The sequence below is a fragment of the Thauera aromatica genome (assembly GCF_023093595.1).
Lineage (GTDB): Bacteria > Pseudomonadota > Gammaproteobacteria > Burkholderiales > Rhodocyclaceae > Thauera > Thauera aromatica_A.
Genome location: NZ_JALLIK010000082.1, coordinates 24198 through 40678, shown reverse-complemented (window position 1 = coordinate 40678; position 16481 = coordinate 24198). Strand labels below are relative to the sequence as shown.

Annotated in this window: 15 protein-coding genes; 9 read left to right on the top strand and 6 right to left on the bottom strand. The window is 65.2% G+C overall.

Annotation, left to right across the window (positions count from 1 at the left end):
* Both MXC99_RS03655 and MXC99_RS03650 read right to left on the bottom strand, forming a co-directional pair.
* Nucleotides 1–575 (bottom strand): hypothetical protein (locus MXC99_RS03655; protein ID WP_247724237.1); only part of this gene is annotated, 575 nt, incomplete at its 3' end.
* Between the two features lie 17 nt (nt 576–592).
* Nucleotides 593–1249: a hypothetical protein gene (locus tag MXC99_RS03650; protein WP_247724236.1), complete on the bottom strand. Its 657-nt coding sequence runs from the start codon at nt 1247–1249 to the stop codon at nt 593–595.
* Nucleotides 1250–1392: 143 nt separating this feature from the next.
* Here MXC99_RS03650 and MXC99_RS03645 point away from each other — a divergent pair, with 143 nt between their 5' ends.
* Nucleotides 1393–1632 carry a helix-turn-helix domain-containing protein gene (locus tag MXC99_RS03645; protein ID WP_011806687.1) on the top strand — a complete coding sequence of 80 codons (240 nt, stop codon included), beginning with the start codon at nt 1393–1395 and terminating at the stop codon, nt 1630–1632.
* 459 nt (nt 1633–2091) lie between these two features.
* Here the strand turns inward: MXC99_RS03645 and MXC99_RS03640 are convergent, their stop codons facing one another.
* Nucleotides 2092–3114, bottom strand: coding sequence for a replication protein RepA (locus MXC99_RS03640; RefSeq protein WP_247724235.1), 1023 nt, complete (start codon nt 3112–3114; stop codon nt 2092–2094).
* A 38-nt stretch (nt 3115–3152) separates the two neighbouring features.
* Entirely contained in the window at nt 3153–3365 is a 213-nt protein-coding gene (locus tag MXC99_RS03635) for a helix-turn-helix transcriptional regulator (RefSeq protein WP_017245590.1), read from the bottom strand.
* 374 nt (nt 3366–3739) lie between these two features.
* Between MXC99_RS03635 and MXC99_RS03630 the strand changes: the two genes are divergently transcribed.
* Entirely contained in the window at nt 3740–6013 is a 2274-nt protein-coding gene (locus MXC99_RS03630; RefSeq protein WP_247724234.1) for a diguanylate cyclase, read from the top strand.
* Between the two features lie 17 nt (nt 6014–6030).
* Here the strand turns inward: MXC99_RS03630 and MXC99_RS03625 are convergent, their stop codons facing one another.
* Both MXC99_RS03625 and MXC99_RS03620 read right to left on the bottom strand, forming a co-directional pair.
* The gene (locus tag MXC99_RS03625) at nt 6031–6570 is read right to left on the bottom strand and encodes a response regulator transcription factor (RefSeq protein WP_247724233.1); all 540 of its coding nucleotides are present in this window, start codon (nt 6568–6570) and stop codon (nt 6031–6033) included.
* On the bottom strand, nt 6567–7880 hold the full coding sequence (locus tag MXC99_RS03620) for an ATP-binding protein (protein WP_247724232.1): 1314 nt from the start codon (nt 7878–7880) through the stop codon (nt 6567–6569). The genes MXC99_RS03625 and MXC99_RS03620 overlap by 4 nt, the downstream gene beginning before the upstream one ends.
* 234 nt (nt 7881–8114) lie before the next feature.
* Between MXC99_RS03620 and nosZ the strand changes: the two genes are divergently transcribed.
* The 7 genes from nosZ to MXC99_RS03585 all read left to right on the top strand — a co-directional run bounded on the left by nosZ (nt 8115) and on the right by MXC99_RS03585 (nt 16481).
* Nucleotides 8115–10058, top strand: coding sequence for a TAT-dependent nitrous-oxide reductase (gene nosZ, locus MXC99_RS03615; protein WP_247724231.1), 1944 nt, complete (start codon nt 8115–8117; stop codon nt 10056–10058).
* A gap of 160 nt (nt 10059–10218) precedes the next feature.
* Nucleotides 10219–12402, top strand: coding sequence for a NosR/NirI family protein (locus MXC99_RS03610; RefSeq protein ID WP_247724230.1), 2184 nt, complete (start codon nt 10219–10221; stop codon nt 12400–12402).
* An 18-nt stretch (nt 12403–12420) separates the two neighbouring features.
* Nucleotides 12421–12849, top strand: a complete 429-nt coding sequence (locus MXC99_RS03605) for a transcription regulator (protein WP_247724229.1) — start codon at nt 12421–12423, stop codon at nt 12847–12849.
* Between the two features lie 8 nt (nt 12850–12857).
* Nucleotides 12858–14159 (top strand): nitrous oxide reductase family maturation protein NosD, encoded by a 1302-nt coding sequence (locus MXC99_RS03600; RefSeq protein ID WP_247724228.1) that lies wholly within the window; start codon nt 12858–12860, stop codon nt 14157–14159.
* Nucleotides 14131–15081, top strand: a complete 951-nt coding sequence (locus tag MXC99_RS03595) for an ABC transporter ATP-binding protein (RefSeq protein WP_247724227.1) — start codon at nt 14131–14133, stop codon at nt 15079–15081. Before MXC99_RS03600 ends, MXC99_RS03595 begins: the two co-directional genes overlap by 29 nt.
* An 11-nt stretch (nt 15082–15092) precedes the next feature.
* Nucleotides 15093–15908: an ABC transporter permease gene (locus MXC99_RS03590; RefSeq protein ID WP_043742279.1), complete on the top strand. Its 816-nt coding sequence runs from the start codon at nt 15093–15095 to the stop codon at nt 15906–15908.
* Nucleotides 15909–15941: 33 nt separating this feature from the next.
* On the top strand, nt 15942–16481 hold the full coding sequence (locus MXC99_RS03585; protein WP_247724226.1) for a nitrous oxide reductase accessory protein NosL: 540 nt from the start codon (nt 15942–15944) through the stop codon (nt 16479–16481).

The window sequence follows — 16481 nt, the reverse complement described above, 5'->3', positions numbered from 1 at the left end:
TTACAAACGTGCCACCACAGCACTTTTGCGATCATGGCCTTCAAACCCGCGCCGGAACTGGAGTCACTTTCCGAAAAGGCGCGAAAATCGGGGTTAAGTGTCGAACCCCGGTGGCCACTGGTTTTGCCGGAGATGGAAAAGCTCTTCCAGGTCAGCACGAAGTTGTTTGACTGTTTCGGCAGCTCCGGCGCGCAAAGCGACAGATTGCTGAAGCGCTCGGAGCGCTTGGCGTCATGCCAGAGCACTGCGTCAAAGCGAATGCAATCACTGGCTTTGAGCGTGAGGCTACGGGTCAGGGTCATCTGATCCGCCGGAATTTGCAGATTGCTGATCACCACCTTGGGCCACTCCGGGGCGCGACCGTCGGTAGACAGATTCTGGCGCAAGGCGTTATGCAGTGGAGTGCCCAGCAAGCTGTTGCGGTTTGCCGCGCTTGCGGGCGTAGCAACTTGCGACAGACTGGTTCCAATGGAGTGTCCTATTCCGTTCAGGGAGTCCAGCGCCCCCTGCATGTCGGTTGTGGCACAACCTGTCAATACAAAAGGCAGAAGCAGCAAGCTCCGGTAGTGTTTCATCGCAGTTCCTCGCGAGGTTATCCGTTGAAGATGGCATTGAGCCGGGCACACCAGGTTTCCGCCGCCCGACGGCTCATGGGAAAACTGAGCAGTGGTCGTTGCGGGTCGGCGGTTTGCAACTCGATGGCGAAGTTTTTGGCGCGTACCGTGCGCTCGAAGGTCGGCACGCTCATGCCGCTGGCGTTGACCTGACGGCTACCGCCGTTCATCTCCATGCTCTCGATCTCGCGCCAGGTCATCCGCCAACCAAGCAGCCAGGAGAAATCGTGGATGCGCCAGGCTTCATCCACAATTGAACAGACAGCCAGTTTGCGATGTTGCCGGTCAAACACCAGAAAGGCCGGCGCGGGGTAGCCCAAGAGATGCCCAGCATCGAATGACAGCCCCTGCTGTGCGTTGAGCTTGGCTACAAGTGCCTGACAGCGGGCCTGCAAGCGCGCCAGAAAGCGGAAGGACAGCGTGAAGACCACCAGTGAAATCAGCAGATAAAGCATCAGCTCACTGGTCAGCAGCCCCCAAAGAGATGTCTGTGACAGGCGCGCAGGCCCCACGCCGACCATCGCCAGTACAAGAATCAGCGTAAGACCAGCGGCAGCGAGACCTGAAAGCCCAGCCACCGGAACAGCAAGCCCCGCAGCCGCTCCCATCCCAGCAGTCTTCCAGACACTTGTCATAGGTCATCATCTCCATTTTGTTACTCATAGAGCTCATTCTATGGCGCTTGAATTAAATTGTCACTTATAGTGCGGGTGCTTATAAGGCGTAGCCCTATAGAGGGGGTACTCATAGAGTCATTTCTCTTTAAGAAGAGAGAAATATGGCCCTTGATCCCCGACTACGCTTCGGCCTGAAGCTGATAGAAATCAGAAAGACCAGAGGGTGGTCGCAAGAACGCCTGGCACTGGAAAGTGGCTTGGCACGCAGCTATCTGGGGGGTGTTGAGCGTGGGCAGCGCAACATCGCATTGCTCAACATCTTCAAGCTGGCCGAGGCGCTGGGGGTGGAGCCTTCAGTACTGCTGGAGGCACCGGCTGCCGGACAGGAGCCTGCACCGTAACATCGTAACGCTACGGTATCGTAACGTTACGATGTCATCTGAAAGGGGCGAGTGGGCTCCGGGCAGGCCCACCGAAGGCATATTGGAAACAGCCGACGCCAAGTAGCCCTGCTATTTTTAAATAACGAGTAGCCGCGCAGCGACCGGAGGGAGCGAAGGATTGCCCACAGCCGAAGAGCGGCAGCTACTAGGTTTTTTTATAAATACTAGAAAAGCCTAAAAGCAGAACTACTAGGGGCGGTCTCTCCATTTCGCTGAATCCCCGTCCCAGTGGGGTTTACACGCGATTCCGCACGTCGGCCTTGACTAGCGATGTCACGTAAAACGGCTAGCGATGTCACGTACCGATGACTAGCAATGTCACGTGGACAACTTGCAGAAATGGCACCAAAGCCAGCTCTGGCAAGGGTTTCCGTCTTGCTAGTGATGTCACGTGGACAACCTGAAAAGCCCACAGGCTTATCCCCTCCTCTTGGTCGCTGCGATATGTAGGCGTGCAGGGGTGAGGATCAGCTGGTCTTTCGTTTCCTCGATGTGGTTCCGAGCCTCGGGATAGAACAGCAGCGCTTCATTTAGCCGGAGGCGGAAATTGGTCTTGAAGTTAGCCAGCCCCTTGGGAGTATTTGCATAGCCAGAGCCGAACTGCATCATCAGGCCAGTCCATGGCACGTGAACAAGCCGTTTGCCTCCTTTGCTTGCCCCAACATTCAGGGTGAACATGCGATAGACCAACCATGTGTAGATGTCCATCGCTAGAGGCGACTTTCTGAGCGCGCGTAGCGCCTCCATCTTGATTGGTACCGGGGCATTGATCAGACGTTTGAAAAAGTCTGTGCTCAAGGTGATCGAGCCTTCCCATGCCCCTCGTCGCACCGTATCGCGAGAGCTCCAGAAGACGAACGCCTCCTCCGCGATGAGGATGTTTCTGACATGCAGCGCATCTCCATCTGCACCACCGACGGTAATCATCGAATGCACCAGCCGCAAGCTCTGGTCACGCACTCGCGCGATGTACCGGCCATCATTGTGCAGATCGAGGCTTTGCAAGAATGCCGCCTGGGAACGTCCAAGCGATAGATCGGGACTACCTGTGCGAACGGCTTCAGTACACATCCACGCCAGCAGCAGGCGCGGCAGCCCGCCATACGGTACGCCATAGTCGGGGTTGGCTACGATGGAAAGGCTCAGCTTGCCCGTGCCGCGTTTGAAATGGTTGGTCTTGGGGTCTGTATGAGGAAGCGTGGCCTGCGCTAGAAAGTGTGCGATGTAGCCTGTAGCGCCTGCGTTGCGGGCCTGCTCGATCTCCAACTCCACGGCTTCGTCGATCAGGTGACGCACCCGTGGAGTCAATGCATGGGCAGCGTCGTGCTGCTCCGCCTGTTTCGTCACTTCGGCAGCTTTCTGCTTGATCCACGGCAGCGGATCGCGCTTGGGCGTGGCTTCTGCCAAGCCAGTGTCCAGCAAACTGCCCATGCTGCGCATCGTCGAATCCTGACCCTTGGCCTGCGAGATCGCGGCGATCAGGGATGGACAGCGTTGTTGCTGGCGGTACGGGCGGCTGCGGCCTTCTGTCCGAGCCAGGTATCAATTTCGTGTTCCAGCCATCCGACAACCCGCTTGTTGATCTGGATGCATACTGGGAATGTCGGATCATCGCGTGTGATCCGCCAGAGCGTTACGTCATTGATGCCGCCAAGCTTTTCGCAGACGGCCTTGCGGCGTAGAATTTTCATCGTCCCCACCTCCTGCACATTGAAAGTCGATGCAGGAAGTTTCAGGCGACGACCCGGCAGCGGTCACGGACTCTCAGAAGGGAATTTTTGCAGGAAAAAATCCGACAGCAGCGATGCGGGTCAGGCAAGTGATGCGCGGGCCTCACTCCAGGTAGCTGCGGTCAAAGTGTATATGGAAGTGACTACAAGATGAGCAAAAACAGAGGCAATGCCGCTTCTATGGACGCTTTACGGCCAGATTTTAGGTTTAACGTGTGACTTTTTAGTTTCAACGTCCGAGCCCCGGAGGCGCCCCTCCGAAACCCCGCGGATCCCGCCGATCCCGGGGTTTTTATTTCTGTCCGGCGCCATTCTCGGCCCCCCGCATCCCGCGGATGCCCCCGTATCCGGGCACTTCCTGGCCGAAGTCCATCGACGCCGCGCGGCAGAGGGCAAGGAGATGGCCTGCGAGCCCCGGACAGCGGCGGGCGCGGGGCGAAGCGTGCGGGGTACGCGTCGGGACGCCTCCCGGCCAGGATCGCCCGTTTCGCCAAGTTATTCACGGGATCGCGTATCGGATCTGGATACACTGTCGTCCTGCATACAGGATCGCGCCCGCCTCCATGCCGTTCTATCAGAACATCAAATTCCGCCTGATGGGCCTCGGTCTCTTGCTCATCGCCATCGGCGTCTCGGCGCGCCACCTTGTTTTCCTGCCGGCGGTGCAGGAGCGCGTGCAGGAAGTCGTGGCGGGCGCGCATGTATCGATCGCTACTTACATCGCCCACGACATCGATCACAGCATCCGGATACGCCGCGACCTGATCCGCGAGCTGGCGGACACCCTGCCGTCTTCACTGCTGGCGCAGCCGGAAGACCTGGCCCAGTGGCTCGGAACACGGGAGCGCCTGAATCCGCTCTTCGACCGCGGCATCCTGGTGCTGCGGCCCGACGGCCACCTGCTGGCACGCTCGCCGCTGGCCGGCGGCGGGGATCCGGCCGCCCCGTTCGATGCCGGCGGGCTCGCCGCGGCACTCCAGTCGGAGCAGGCGGTGATTGGCAAACCCCGGCGCGATGACGCCGGCGGCACCTCCGTCCTGACCGGGGTGGCCGCGGTGCGTGGCGCAGACAAGCGCGTGCTGGCCGTCCTCGCGGGCGTGGTCAGCCTCGAGGCTCCCGGCTTCCTCGACGATTTGCAGCAAACCCGGCTGGGAGCCAGCGGCGGCTTCTTGCTGATATCGCCGGCCGACAAGTTGTTCATCACCGCCAGCGACCCGGCACTGGCACTGCAGCCGACGCCGCCTCCCGGCGCCGATCCACTGCTCGATCACGCCATGGCGGGTTATCGGGGCACGGGCATCACCTCGCGCAGCAACGGCGCCGATGCCCTTTTTTCGATCGCCGCGGTACCCAGCACAGGGTGGCTCGTCGTCGCCAGCGCACCGGCGGTGGAAGTGTTCCAGCCGGTCGAGGAACTGCGCCGCCTGCTCTGGCGCAACACCTTCGCAACCGTCGCCGGGATGCTCATCCTGTTGTCGCTGTTGCTGCCGCGCATGCTCCGGCCGCTGACCGACGCCGCCCGTTCGATCCGCGAAATGGCCGACGGCGGACGCGAACTGGCACCGCTGCCCATCCCCCGTCATGACGAGGTGGGCGCGCTGGTGCTCGGCTTCAACAAGCTGGTGGCGAAGCTGCGCGAAAAGGAACAGGCGCTCCTGCAGACGATGGCAAAGCTCGACCGGCTCGCCGGCACCGATGCGCTGACCGGGGCCTGGAACCGGCGCCAGTTTTACGAGGCCGTGGAGCACGAGCTCGAGCGCTTCAGGCGTTACCGCCGGCCGCTCGCGCTGGTGATGCTCGACGTGGACCTGTTCAAAACGGTCAACGACCGCTATGGCCACGCCACCGGAGATCTCGTCTTGCAGCAGATCGCGCACTGCATCCGCGGCACGCTGCGCAAGCCGGACTCGCTGACCCGCTGGGGCGGAGAGGAGTTCCTCGTGCTCTTGCCCGACACCGGGCTCGCGAGCGCGGCCGCGCTCGCCGAACGCATGCGGGCCTCGATTGCGGCACATCATGTCGACGGTGTCGGCTGCGTGACCGCGAGCTTCGGTGTCGCCGAACTGGGCGAGTCCGAATCCCGCGATGAATGGGTGGCGCGCGCCGATGCCGCGCTATACCGTGCCAAGCAGGGCGGAAGAAACCGGGTCGAGGCCGACCACACGGGAAGGCCCGCAGCGGGTGCGCAGGCGGGCCTAGTGCAGCTGAGCTGGGACACGTCCTTCGAGAGCGGCAACGGGATACTGGATGCCGAGCACCGGGACCTCTTCGACGACGTCAACCGGCTGCTGACGACCCTGCTTTCCGGAGCGTGCGGCGCAGAAATTCAGCCGGCGATCGATGCCCTGCTCGGGAAGCTGAAGCGTCATTTCCATGACGAAGAGCTGTTCCTGCAGGCCGCGGGCTATCCCGAACTGGGCGCACATGCCGTACTCCACCGCGCCCTCACCCAGCGTGCAGAAGCGCTGGTCGACCGCTTCCGCAGCCACCAGGCTGGAGCGAGAGCGCTGTTCACGTTCCTCGCACACGACGTGGTCGCGGAACACATCGTGCTTGAAGACCGTAAATATTTCCCCCACCTGGCGGCGAACGCGGGCACGCACGCGTAAGCGCCGGGCGCCTGCGCTCAGGAGGCCGGCGGTCGCGCCAGCTTGCGCTGCAGGGTGCGCCGGTGCATCTGCAGCGCGCGCGCGGTGGCCGAGATGTTGCCGTCGTGCGCGGCGAGGACGCGCTGGATGTGTTCCCATTCGAGGCGATCGACCGACATCGGCAGATCGGGAACGGCGCTCTCGGCAGCGTCCTCCCCGACCTCCAGCGCCTGGATGATGGCATCGACCGCAGCGGGCTTGGCGAGGTACTGGACCGCCCCCAGCTTCACCGCATCGACCGCGGTGGCGATGCTGGCATAGCCGGTGAGGACCAGAATGCGGGCTCCGGGGCTGGCTGCGAGCAGCGGCCGGATCAGCTTCAGCCCGGACGCTCCGCCGATGTTCAGGTCGAGGACGATGAACTCTGGAGCATGGTCGTGGGCAAGCTCCAGCGCCCCTTCACTGTCGGTGGCGCCATAGGTATCGAAGCCGCGCTGGGCGAGCGCACGGACCAGCACGCGGTTGAAGGCGGGGTCGTCATCGACGACCAGCAGGCGGGGGGTGTGATCGCGGTTCACGTGCGGGCACTCCGGGCCGGAATACGCAGGCAGGCGATGGTGCCACCACCAGGCCGCGGGCGGAACTCCAGCCACCCTCCATGGGACTCGAGCGCGGCCTGGGCCAGGATCAGGCCCACGCCCATTCCCTCACCATGAGCGCCGGGCGGGACGGCGCGCGCCGCCTGCACCGGCTCGATGCCAGGACCGCGGTCGGCCACCTCCACCACCACATCCGCCCCCTCGACGCATATCCGCAGCTCGACCGCTGCATCCCGCACGGCCGATCGGGCATTGGCGTTGGCGGCGTTATCGACCAGATTGTGCAGTGCTTCGCCGAGCGACGCATCGGCCACGATCGCACTCCGGACACCGTCCTCATCGGCTTCGACCGTCACCGCGGCGCCGGGGCGCAGCCGTTGCCAGCGGCCGACGATCTGCTCCACCCAGGCCTGTACGCCGACCACCCCCCCTTCCTGCGCGCGCGGCTGCCCCGCCTCGCGCGCCAGACCGTTGAGGATGTCCCGGCAGTGGCCGACCTGCGCACGCATCAACTCGAGATCTTCGCGCACTTCGGCGGCCAGGTCGGAGCGGCGCAGGAGCTCATCGGACAGGATGCACAACGTACCCAGCGGCGTACCGAGGCGATGGGCCGCGCCCGCCGCCAGCGTGCCCAGGCCGACGACATAGGCGTCGCGGGCGCGCGCCGCATTGGCCACGGCCAGTTCGTCCTCGCGACGGGCAAGCTCCGTGTTCAGGCGGACGATGAACCACACCATGGTGGCCGCAGAAAAACCGAAGCTGATCCACATCCCGGCCAGGTGCCAGTGCATGGCCAGTTCGGCGTCGGCGAGCACGACCGGCTGGTGAAACGTCCACAGCAACGAGTAGACCCCGACGGCGAGCCCCGCCAGCAGCCAGGCCTGTGCTGCCGGCAGGATGGAAGCACCGACCGCCACCACCGGCAGCAACAGCGCGATCGCCGGATTGGTCACGCCTCCGGCGAAGTAGAGGAAGCCCCCCCAGGCCGCCAGATCGATCACCAGCTGCAGGAAGGCCCCCCAGCGTCCCACCAGCCAGCGTGCCGCACCGGCCTGTAAGGCCAGGTTCACCGCGAGCAGGGACAGGGTGACGCCGGCCAGCGGCGCCCTCGCCTGCGCCGGCGCCAGCCACGGAAAGATGATGAAGGCGACCGCCGCCATCGCCAGCAGGGACGCCCAGCGCAGTTGCAGCAGGCGGTTCCGGTCGGTGCGCACTGCGCTGGAAGACGGCTCCGGCGACGCCGCGGCGGGCACCTCGGGGATCGGATCGGGTTGCGGGAAAAATTTCATCCGGGGTATGAACACACAGTAAAAAACCCTGTAGCCGCAAAGACCTGGGTTCGATGTTTGCGTTATATCAATGTTTACCCAACTGCATCTTCCTAGAATCCAGGCTGCGACAAAATGCCACAGGACAATTTGCCACAGGTACACTGCGCGGACAGTTCGGCGCGAGGGGCGCAAAAACCGCGATCCCCCTGGGCGAGACACCGATTACACGTAGAACACGGGAGCGATCAAATCATGGATGAAGCGAAGATGAATACGGCCGAGGCGATGCCCGATCCGAGCCGGCGCAAGTTTCTGAACACCGCGGCGCTGGCCGGCCTGGCTGGCGCGGGCCTGTCGGTCGGCTTGTCGGCCTGCAACAACGAGTCGGGTTCGAAGCCGGCCGCTCCCGCCGCTGCCCCCGCTGCTGCTCCCGCCGCCGCGCACCGGGAGCCCCACCTGAAGCCGGGCGAGCTCGACACCTACTACGGCCTGTGGTCGGGCGGCCACACCGGCGACTTCCGCGTCCTCGGCCTGCCTTCCGGGCGCGAACTGCATCGCGTGCCGTGCTTCAACGCCGACCCTCTGATCGGCTGGGGCATCACCAACGAGTCCAAGGCGGTGATGGGCACCAAGGCCGACGGCAGCCTGAAATACACCGTCGCCGACACCCACCACACCCACGCCTCGTACAAGGACGGCAACTACGACGGCCGCTACGCCTGGATCAACGACAAGATCAACAGCCGCATCGCCCGCATCCGTCTCGATTACTTCATCTGCGACAAGATCACCGAACTGCCCAACGTGCAGGGCTTCCACGGCATCTTCCCGGACAAGCGCGACCCGGTCGACCCGGCGATCAACTACACCACGCGCGTGTTCTGCGGCGCCGAATTCCACACGCCCCTGCCCAACGACGGCCGCGACCTCGACAGCCTGGACAAATACCGCACGCTGTTCTCCTGCGTCGACGCCGAATCCATGGAAGTGCGCTGGCAGGTGCTGATCGACGGCAACTGCGACCTCGTCGCCACCTCGTTCGACGGCAAGCTCGCCGCGACCAACCAGTACAACACCGAAGGTGGCGCGCGCTACGAGGACATGATGTCGGCCGAGCGCGACGCCTGCCTGTTCTTCAACATCGCCCGCATCGAGCAGGCGGTCAAGGACGGCAAGTTCAAGACCTACGGCAGCTCCAAGGTGCCGGTCGTCGACGGCACCAAGGCCGCCAACGCCGACCCGAAGACCGCGCTCACCGCCTACGTCACCGTGCCGAAGAACCCGCACGGGGTGAACGCCTCGCCCGACGGCAAGTACTTCATCTGCGCCGGCAAGCTCTCGCCCACCGGCACCGTCATCGAACTGGCGAAAGTGCTCGACTGGTTCGACGGCAAGCTCGACGAGCTCGACAAGGCGATCGTCGCCGAAGTCGAAATCGGCCTCGGCCCCCTGCACACCGCCTTCGACGGCCGCGGCAACGCCTACACCACGCTGTTCCTCGACAGCCAGATCGTCAAGTGGAACGTGGAAGCAGCGATCAAATTCCACGCCGGCGACAAGAACGCCCAGTACGTCGTCGACCGCCTTGATGTCCATTACCAGCCCGGCCACATCAACGCCTCGCAGTCGGAAACCATGTTCGCCGACGGCCAGTGGCTGGCGGTGGGTTGCAAGTTCTCCAAGGACCGCTTCCTGCCGGTCGGCCCGCTGCACGCCGAGACCGAGCAGCTGGTCGACATCTCGGGCGAGAAGATGGTGCTCGTGGCCGACCACCCGGTCCGCCCCGAACCGCACGACTTCATCATCTTCAAGCGCGAGCTGCTGCAGCCCAAGCAGGTCTACGATCTCAACGAGTTCCCGCTCGCGGTCAAGGATCCGAAGGAAGCCGGGGTGTTCCGCGACGGCAACAAGGTCACGGTCAAGATCACCTCGATGGCCCCGGCGTTCGAGCCCCGCGAGTTCCGGCTCAAGGTCGGCGATGAAGTCACCCTGATCATGACCAACCTCGACAAGATCGAGGACCTGACCCACGGTTTCGCCATTCCGAAGTACAACATCAACTTCATCTGCAACCCGCAGGAAACCAAGTCGGTCACCTTCAAAGTCGACAAGCCGGGCATTTTCTGGTGCTACTGCACCCACTTCTGCCACGCCCTGCACCTCGAAATGCGCTCGCGCATGATCGTCGAAGCCTAAGCCGGCCCGCTTCCCGGTCCGCCGAGCACACAAGGGGCGCAAGCCCCTTGTGTGCTTTGTACTTATGGCCTTACCGCGACAGGGGTGAATTGATCGCGAACAATTACAATGGCTCCCCTTGTTTCTTAGACTCCATCATACTTTCCTTATGGAGTGCATCATGAAGCTGTTCACCGCCTTGCGAGGCGCCGCCTGCGCGGCCGTCCTCGCCCTCGTCGCGGTGGCGACCCCCTCCGTTCACGCCCAAAGCGCCTACGCGGCCAAACTGCCACCGGAGCTGAACACGGCTCCCGCGCTGTGCGACTACGTCCCCTGCGGCGAAGTCCTGCCCGGCGCCACCCATTTCTCCGAACGCAAGGGCCAGCCGCGCTACGTCGAGGGCTATGCGGATGAAAACGGCACGCGCACGCTGCTCGGCTACGTGATGCTGTCGACCGACATCACCGACACCCCGGCCTACTCGGGCAAGCCGGTGGTCACGCTGATCGGCATGAACACCGAAGGCCGCTTCGTCGGCGTCAAGATCCTCAAGCACTCCGAGCCGATCCTGCTGCTCGGCATTCCCGAATCGTCCCTGATCAAGTTCAACGAGCAGTACCTGGGCAAGTTCGTCGGCGACAACATCGAGATCGGCCGCTCCCGCCCCGAAGAGGACATCATCGGCCTGGACGCCATTTCCGGCGCCACGGTGACCGTCATCGCCCAGAACCAGGTGATGATGACTTCGGGTGCGGCGGTCGCCCGCCAGGTCGGCATCCTCGAACCGACCATCCGCCCGCAGGCGCGCTTCGCCGATGCCGGTCGCCAGCTCGACTGGGCCACGCTGGTCGACGAAGGCGCCGTCCAGCGCCTGACCGTCAGGCCCGAACAGGTTGGCCTCGAGCGCAGCGCGACGCCGTTCATCGAGTTGTGGTTCGGCTACCTGAACCATCCGGAAATCGGCCGTGCGATCCTCGGCGAAGCCGGCTGGCGCTCGCTGATGTCGCGCCTGGCCGAAGGCGAGCATGCCCTGTTCGTGATCCGCACCGGCGGCCGGGAGTCGTTCAAGGGCTCGGGCTTCGTGCGCGGCGGCATCTACGACCGCGTCCAGATCCGCCAGGGCCAGGACGCATTCACCTTCCGCGACCTCGACTACCTCAACCTCTACGGCGTCAGCGCCGCCGGCGCCCCCGCCTTCAGCGAGTCGGGCATCTTCATCGTGCGCTCTGCAGCCTTCTCCGGCGCCTTCCCGTGGAAGTTCATCTTCCTCGGCAACCGCGTCGACCGCGAGACCGGCGCGCGCACCTTCGTGAACTTCGACACCGAGTACTGGCTCGCCGACCGCTACCTGGAAGGCGGCCGCCCCGAAGTGAACAAACCCGATGCCCCCTGGGTGCGGGTATGGAAGACGCGCGCGGTGGAAATCGCCCTGTTCGCCGCCCTGCTCGTAGCGGTCGCCGCCATCTATGCGAACCGAGACACGCTCACCCGGCGCTCGACGCGCAAGAACAAATGGCCGGTCAACGTCTTCAAGTACGGCGCCTGGATCATCAGCATCGGCTTCGTCGGCTTCGGCCTGCTCGCCCAGCCCTCGATCACCCAGGTGCTGACCTGGTTCCACTCGCTGCTGTTCCAGTGGCAGTGGGAGCTGTTCCTGACCGACCCGTTCATCTTCCTGTTCTGGATCTTCATCATCGTCACCGTGTTCATCTGGGGGCGCGGGCTGTTCTGCGGCTGGCTGTGCCCGTTCGGCTCGCTGTCGGAGATGATCTACAAGGTCTCGCGCGCGATCGGCCTGCAGCGCTTCCAGTTCGCACTGCCGATGAAATGGCACAACCGCCTGAAATGGGTGAAGTACGGCGTGTTCTTCGGCCTGCTCGCGGTGTCGATGTTCTCGATCGGGCTGGCGGAGAAGCTCGCCGAAATCGAGCCGTTCAAGACCACCTTCCTCGTCGGCCTGTTCAACCGCAGCTGGCCCTACACCCTGTTCGCCGCCGGCCTGCTCGGCCTGTCGATCTTCATCGAGCGTCCGTTCTGCAAGTATCTGTGCCCGCTCGGCGCCGCGCTGGCGATGCCCTCGACCTTCCGCTGGTTCGGTCTGCGCCGCAAGCAGGAATGCGACAGCTGCAAGGCTTGCGCGAAGGGCTGCGGCTCGCTCGCGATCGACGACAAGGGCCGCATCGACCACCGCGAATGCATGCTGTGCATGGACTGCATGGTGCTGTACACCGACAACCATGTCTGCCCGCCGCTGGCCGACGAGCGCAAGCGCCGCGCCAAGGCCGGCCAGCCCCTGACGCCGATCGGGGCCGATGGCTACTACATCCCGATCACGCCCGTGCCCGCGCGGGCACCGAACGCCTGATCCGGCAAGGAGAGAATCATGGTCGATCCGCGCATGCTGACCGAACCGGTCCACCCCCCTTACGCAGCCGAAGGCAGCCTGCTCAAGCGTCTCGCCGCCGAAGCCTGGGACCACCTGTGGCCGTGGAGCCGCAGCGCCTTCCAGCGCCAGCGCGCGGTACAGGCCGCAAGTCTGGCGCTCGCCGCGGCGGCGAGCGTGGCCTGGATCCTCGCGGCGATGGGCCAGCTCAGCGCCGGCGCCATCATCGGCTGGTGGTTCGGCTGGAGCGTGTTCGAAGTGCTGGTGCGCCTGGGCGCCAAGCCCTACGTCAAGGAAGGCCCGTGGTGGGGGCGGCGCTACCGCCGCGCCAGCCGCATGGACATGGTGTGCTACGTCGGCTTCAAGAACCTGCTGATCGGCGCGGCGCTGTTCATCGGCCTGAAATCGGCCGGCCTGCTGCTGCTCTGAGCTCGGTGATGCCCCTGAACCACGCCCGGCGCCTGCGCGCACTGGCGGCCACCCTGCTTCTCGCGGTGCTCGGCCTCGTCGCCGGCGGCGACGCCCAGGCCGCGACGCTGCGCGTCGCCGCGGGGGAGTCGATCCAGGCCGCGATCGACCGCGCCCGGCCCGGCGACGTGGTCGAGATCGAGCGCGCACGCTACGCCGAGAACCTCCTCATCGCCCAGCCGCTGACCCTGCGCGGGCTCGACCGGCCGACGATCTCGGGCGGCTTCAAGGGCGACACGATCCGCATCACCGCCGAGGACGTCACCATCGAAGGCCTGATCGTGACCGACTCGGGCGACAGCCTGCGCGACCAGAACGCCGGCATCTACGTCTTTCCCGGCTCGCACCGCACCGTGGTGCGCAACTGCGACCTCGCCTACAACCTGTTCGGTCTCTGGATCGAGAAGGCCAACGACGTGCGCATCGAAGGCAACCTGATCACCGGCAAGCGCGACTACCAGTCCTCGCAGCGCGGCAACGGCATCCAGCTCTACAACACCCACCGCGCGCAGATCCTCGGCAACAACATCAGCTTCGTGCGCGACGCGCTCTACGTCGATGTCTCGCACGACGCCGTGTTCCGCGCCAACCGCCTGCACCACAGCCGCTACGGCACGCACTACATGAACGCCTACGACAACGTCTGGGAAGGCAACGACACCTGGATGAACCGCGGCGGGCTGGCGCTGATGGAAGTGCGCCGCCTCACCGTGCGCAACAACCGCGCCTGGGCCAATTCGGATCACGGCATCATGCTGCGCACGATCCAGGACTCGACCATCGAAGGCAACGTCGTCGCCGGCAACCAGCGCGGCTTCTTCATCTACGACGCCGAATACAACACCCTGCGCGGCAACACCGTGGTCGACAACGTCGTCGGCGTGCACCTGTGGGCGGGCTCGAAGAACAACGAAGTCGAAGGCAACGACTTCATCCTCAACCGCGAGCAGGTGCGCTACGTCGGCGCCCGCGACCTGCCCTGGGGCGAGCAGGCGGGCAACTACTGGAGCAACTACCTGGGCTGGGACCGCGACGGCGACGGCGCCGGCGACGTGCGCTACGAGGCCAACGACCTCGTCGACCGCCTGTCCTGGCGCCACCCGCTGATGAAGCTGCTGCTCGCCAGCCCGGCGGTGCAGACCCTGCGCCTGGTGGGCCAGCAGTTCCCGCTCCTGCGCGCGCCGAGCATCGTCGACCCGAATCCGCGCATGCAGCCGCACAACCCCGACTGGAGCCAATGGCGTGGCCGACACTTCCCCCGCCCCCAATGACGCCGCCGCGCCGCTGATCGCGGTGCGCGGCGTGCACAAGCACTACGGTCCGATCCGCGCCGTCGACGGCGTCGACCTGGAAATCCGCCGCGGCGAGCTGTTCGGCCTGATCGGCCACAACGGCGCCGGCAAGAGCACGCTGTTCAAGATGATGCTCGGCCTCATCCCCGCGACCGCGGGCGAGATCCGCATCGACGGCGCCCGCGTCGGCGGCGGCACCGGCGGCGAATTCCGCGCGGTGCGGCGCAAGCTCGGCTACCTGCCGGAGAACGTCGTCCTCTACGACAACCTCACCGGGCTGGAGACGCTGCAGTTCTTCGCCCGCCTGAAGGGAGTGCCCGCGGTGCGCAACGGCGAACTACTCGAGCGCGTCGGCCTCGCCCACGCCGCCCGCCGGCGCGTCCGCGAGTATTCGAAGGGCATGCGCCAGCGCCTCGGCTTCGCCCAGGCCCTGCTCGGCGACCCCAAGCTGCTGTTCCTCGACGAACCCACCACCGGCCTCGACCCGGAGGCGATCCGCGGCTTTTATACGATCCTGCGCCAGCTGAAGAGCGAAGGCGTGACCATCGTCATCACCTCGCACATCCTCGCCGAGATCCAGGAGCGCGTGGACCGGCTGGCGATCATGGCCGCCGGCAAGGTGCAGGCCAGCGGCACCGTGCAGGCGCTGCGCGAGCAGATGGACCTGCCGCTGTGGTTCGCCGTGCGCGTGGCGCCGGCCGACTTCGCCGCGGTGCGCGCCGCGCTCGGCCACCTGCCGGTGGGCGCGGTCGAGGCGCGCGACGACCACGTCGCGGTGCAATGCCGGCGCGAAACCAAGATGGCGGTGATCGTCGCACTCGCCGGCCTGGGCGGCACGGTGCTCGATCTCACCGTCCACGAACCTTCGCTCGAAGACGTGTTCTTCGGCTTTTCCGACTGAAAGGAGCAGGCATGGAGTTCGCGCAGATCGCCGCCATCGCCGGCAAGGAATTCTGGGACCGCATCCGCAACCGCTGGGTGCTGGCGGTGGCGCTGGTGTTCACCGCGTTCGCGCTGTCGATCGCCTACTTCGGCGCGGCCCAGCAGGGCGCGGTGGGTTTCCGCTCGATCGAAGTCACGATCGCCAGCCTGGTCAGCCTGGTGATCTACCTGATCCCGCTGATCGCGCTGCTGCTGGGGTTCGACGCCATCGTCGGCGAGCGCGAGCGCGGCTCGCTCGAACTCCTGCTGTCGATGCCGATCACCCGCGGCGAGCTGCTGCTGGGCAAGTACCTCGGGCTCGCCGCGGCGCTCGCCTTCTCCACCGTGGCGGGCTTCGGCCTCGTCGGCCTGGTGCTCTCCGCCCAGCTCGATCTGGCCGCGCTGTTCCATTACTTCGGCTTCATGGCGAGCTCGGTACTGCTCGGCTGCGCCTTCCTGAGCCTGGCGGTGATGCTGTCGGTGTTCGCTGCCGACCGCACCCGCGCTTCGGGGCTGGCGATCGCGCTGTGGTTCTTCTTCGTCCTCGTGTTCGACCTGCTGCTGCTCGGCGCGCTGGTGCTGAGCGGCGGGCAGTGGGGCGGCGAGGCCCTGCCCTACCTGCTGTTGCTCAATCCGGCCGACGTATTCCGCATCCTCAACATCTTCAGCCTCGACGACGTGCGCACCCTATATGGGCTGTCCACCGTGTTCCCGCCGGCGCTGGCCCGCCCCGGGCTGCTCGGCGCGGTCATGGCGGGCTGGATCGTCGGCCCGCTCGCACTCGCCGCCTGGCGCTTCCGCCGCTGAGCCCCCACCCCACGAGAAACGGAGAACCTCTTCATGTGCACTCATCAGCGCTGCCTTTCCCGCCGCCGCTTCCTGCTCGCTGCCGCGGCGAGCGGCCTGCTCGCCGCCTGCGGCCAGGGCGACGGCGGCAAAGCCGCGGTCGTCGCACGCGAAATCGAGCCCGGCACCAGTTGCGCCCTCGACGGCATGCTGCTCGCCGACTACCCCGGCCCCAAGGCGCAGATCCACTACGCCGGGGTAGCCGAGCCGGACTGGTTCTGCGACACCGTCGAGATGTTCAATATCTACCTCAATCCGGAACAGGCGCGGGCCATCGCAGCGATCTTCGTCCAGGACATGGGCCAGGCCGAGTGGAACGCCCCGCAGGGCCACTGGATCGACGCCAAGGCCGCATTCTACGTTTTCGGCTCGAAGCGCCTGGGCTCGATGGGCCCGACCGCCGCCTCTTTCGCCAACGAGGCCGATGCGAAAGCCTTCGCCGCCGAACACGGCGGCACCGTCCTGCGTTTCGATGAGGTCACCCCCGACCAGGTCGTCCTCGACGGCGGCGCCCTCCACGACCAGAGGATGTAA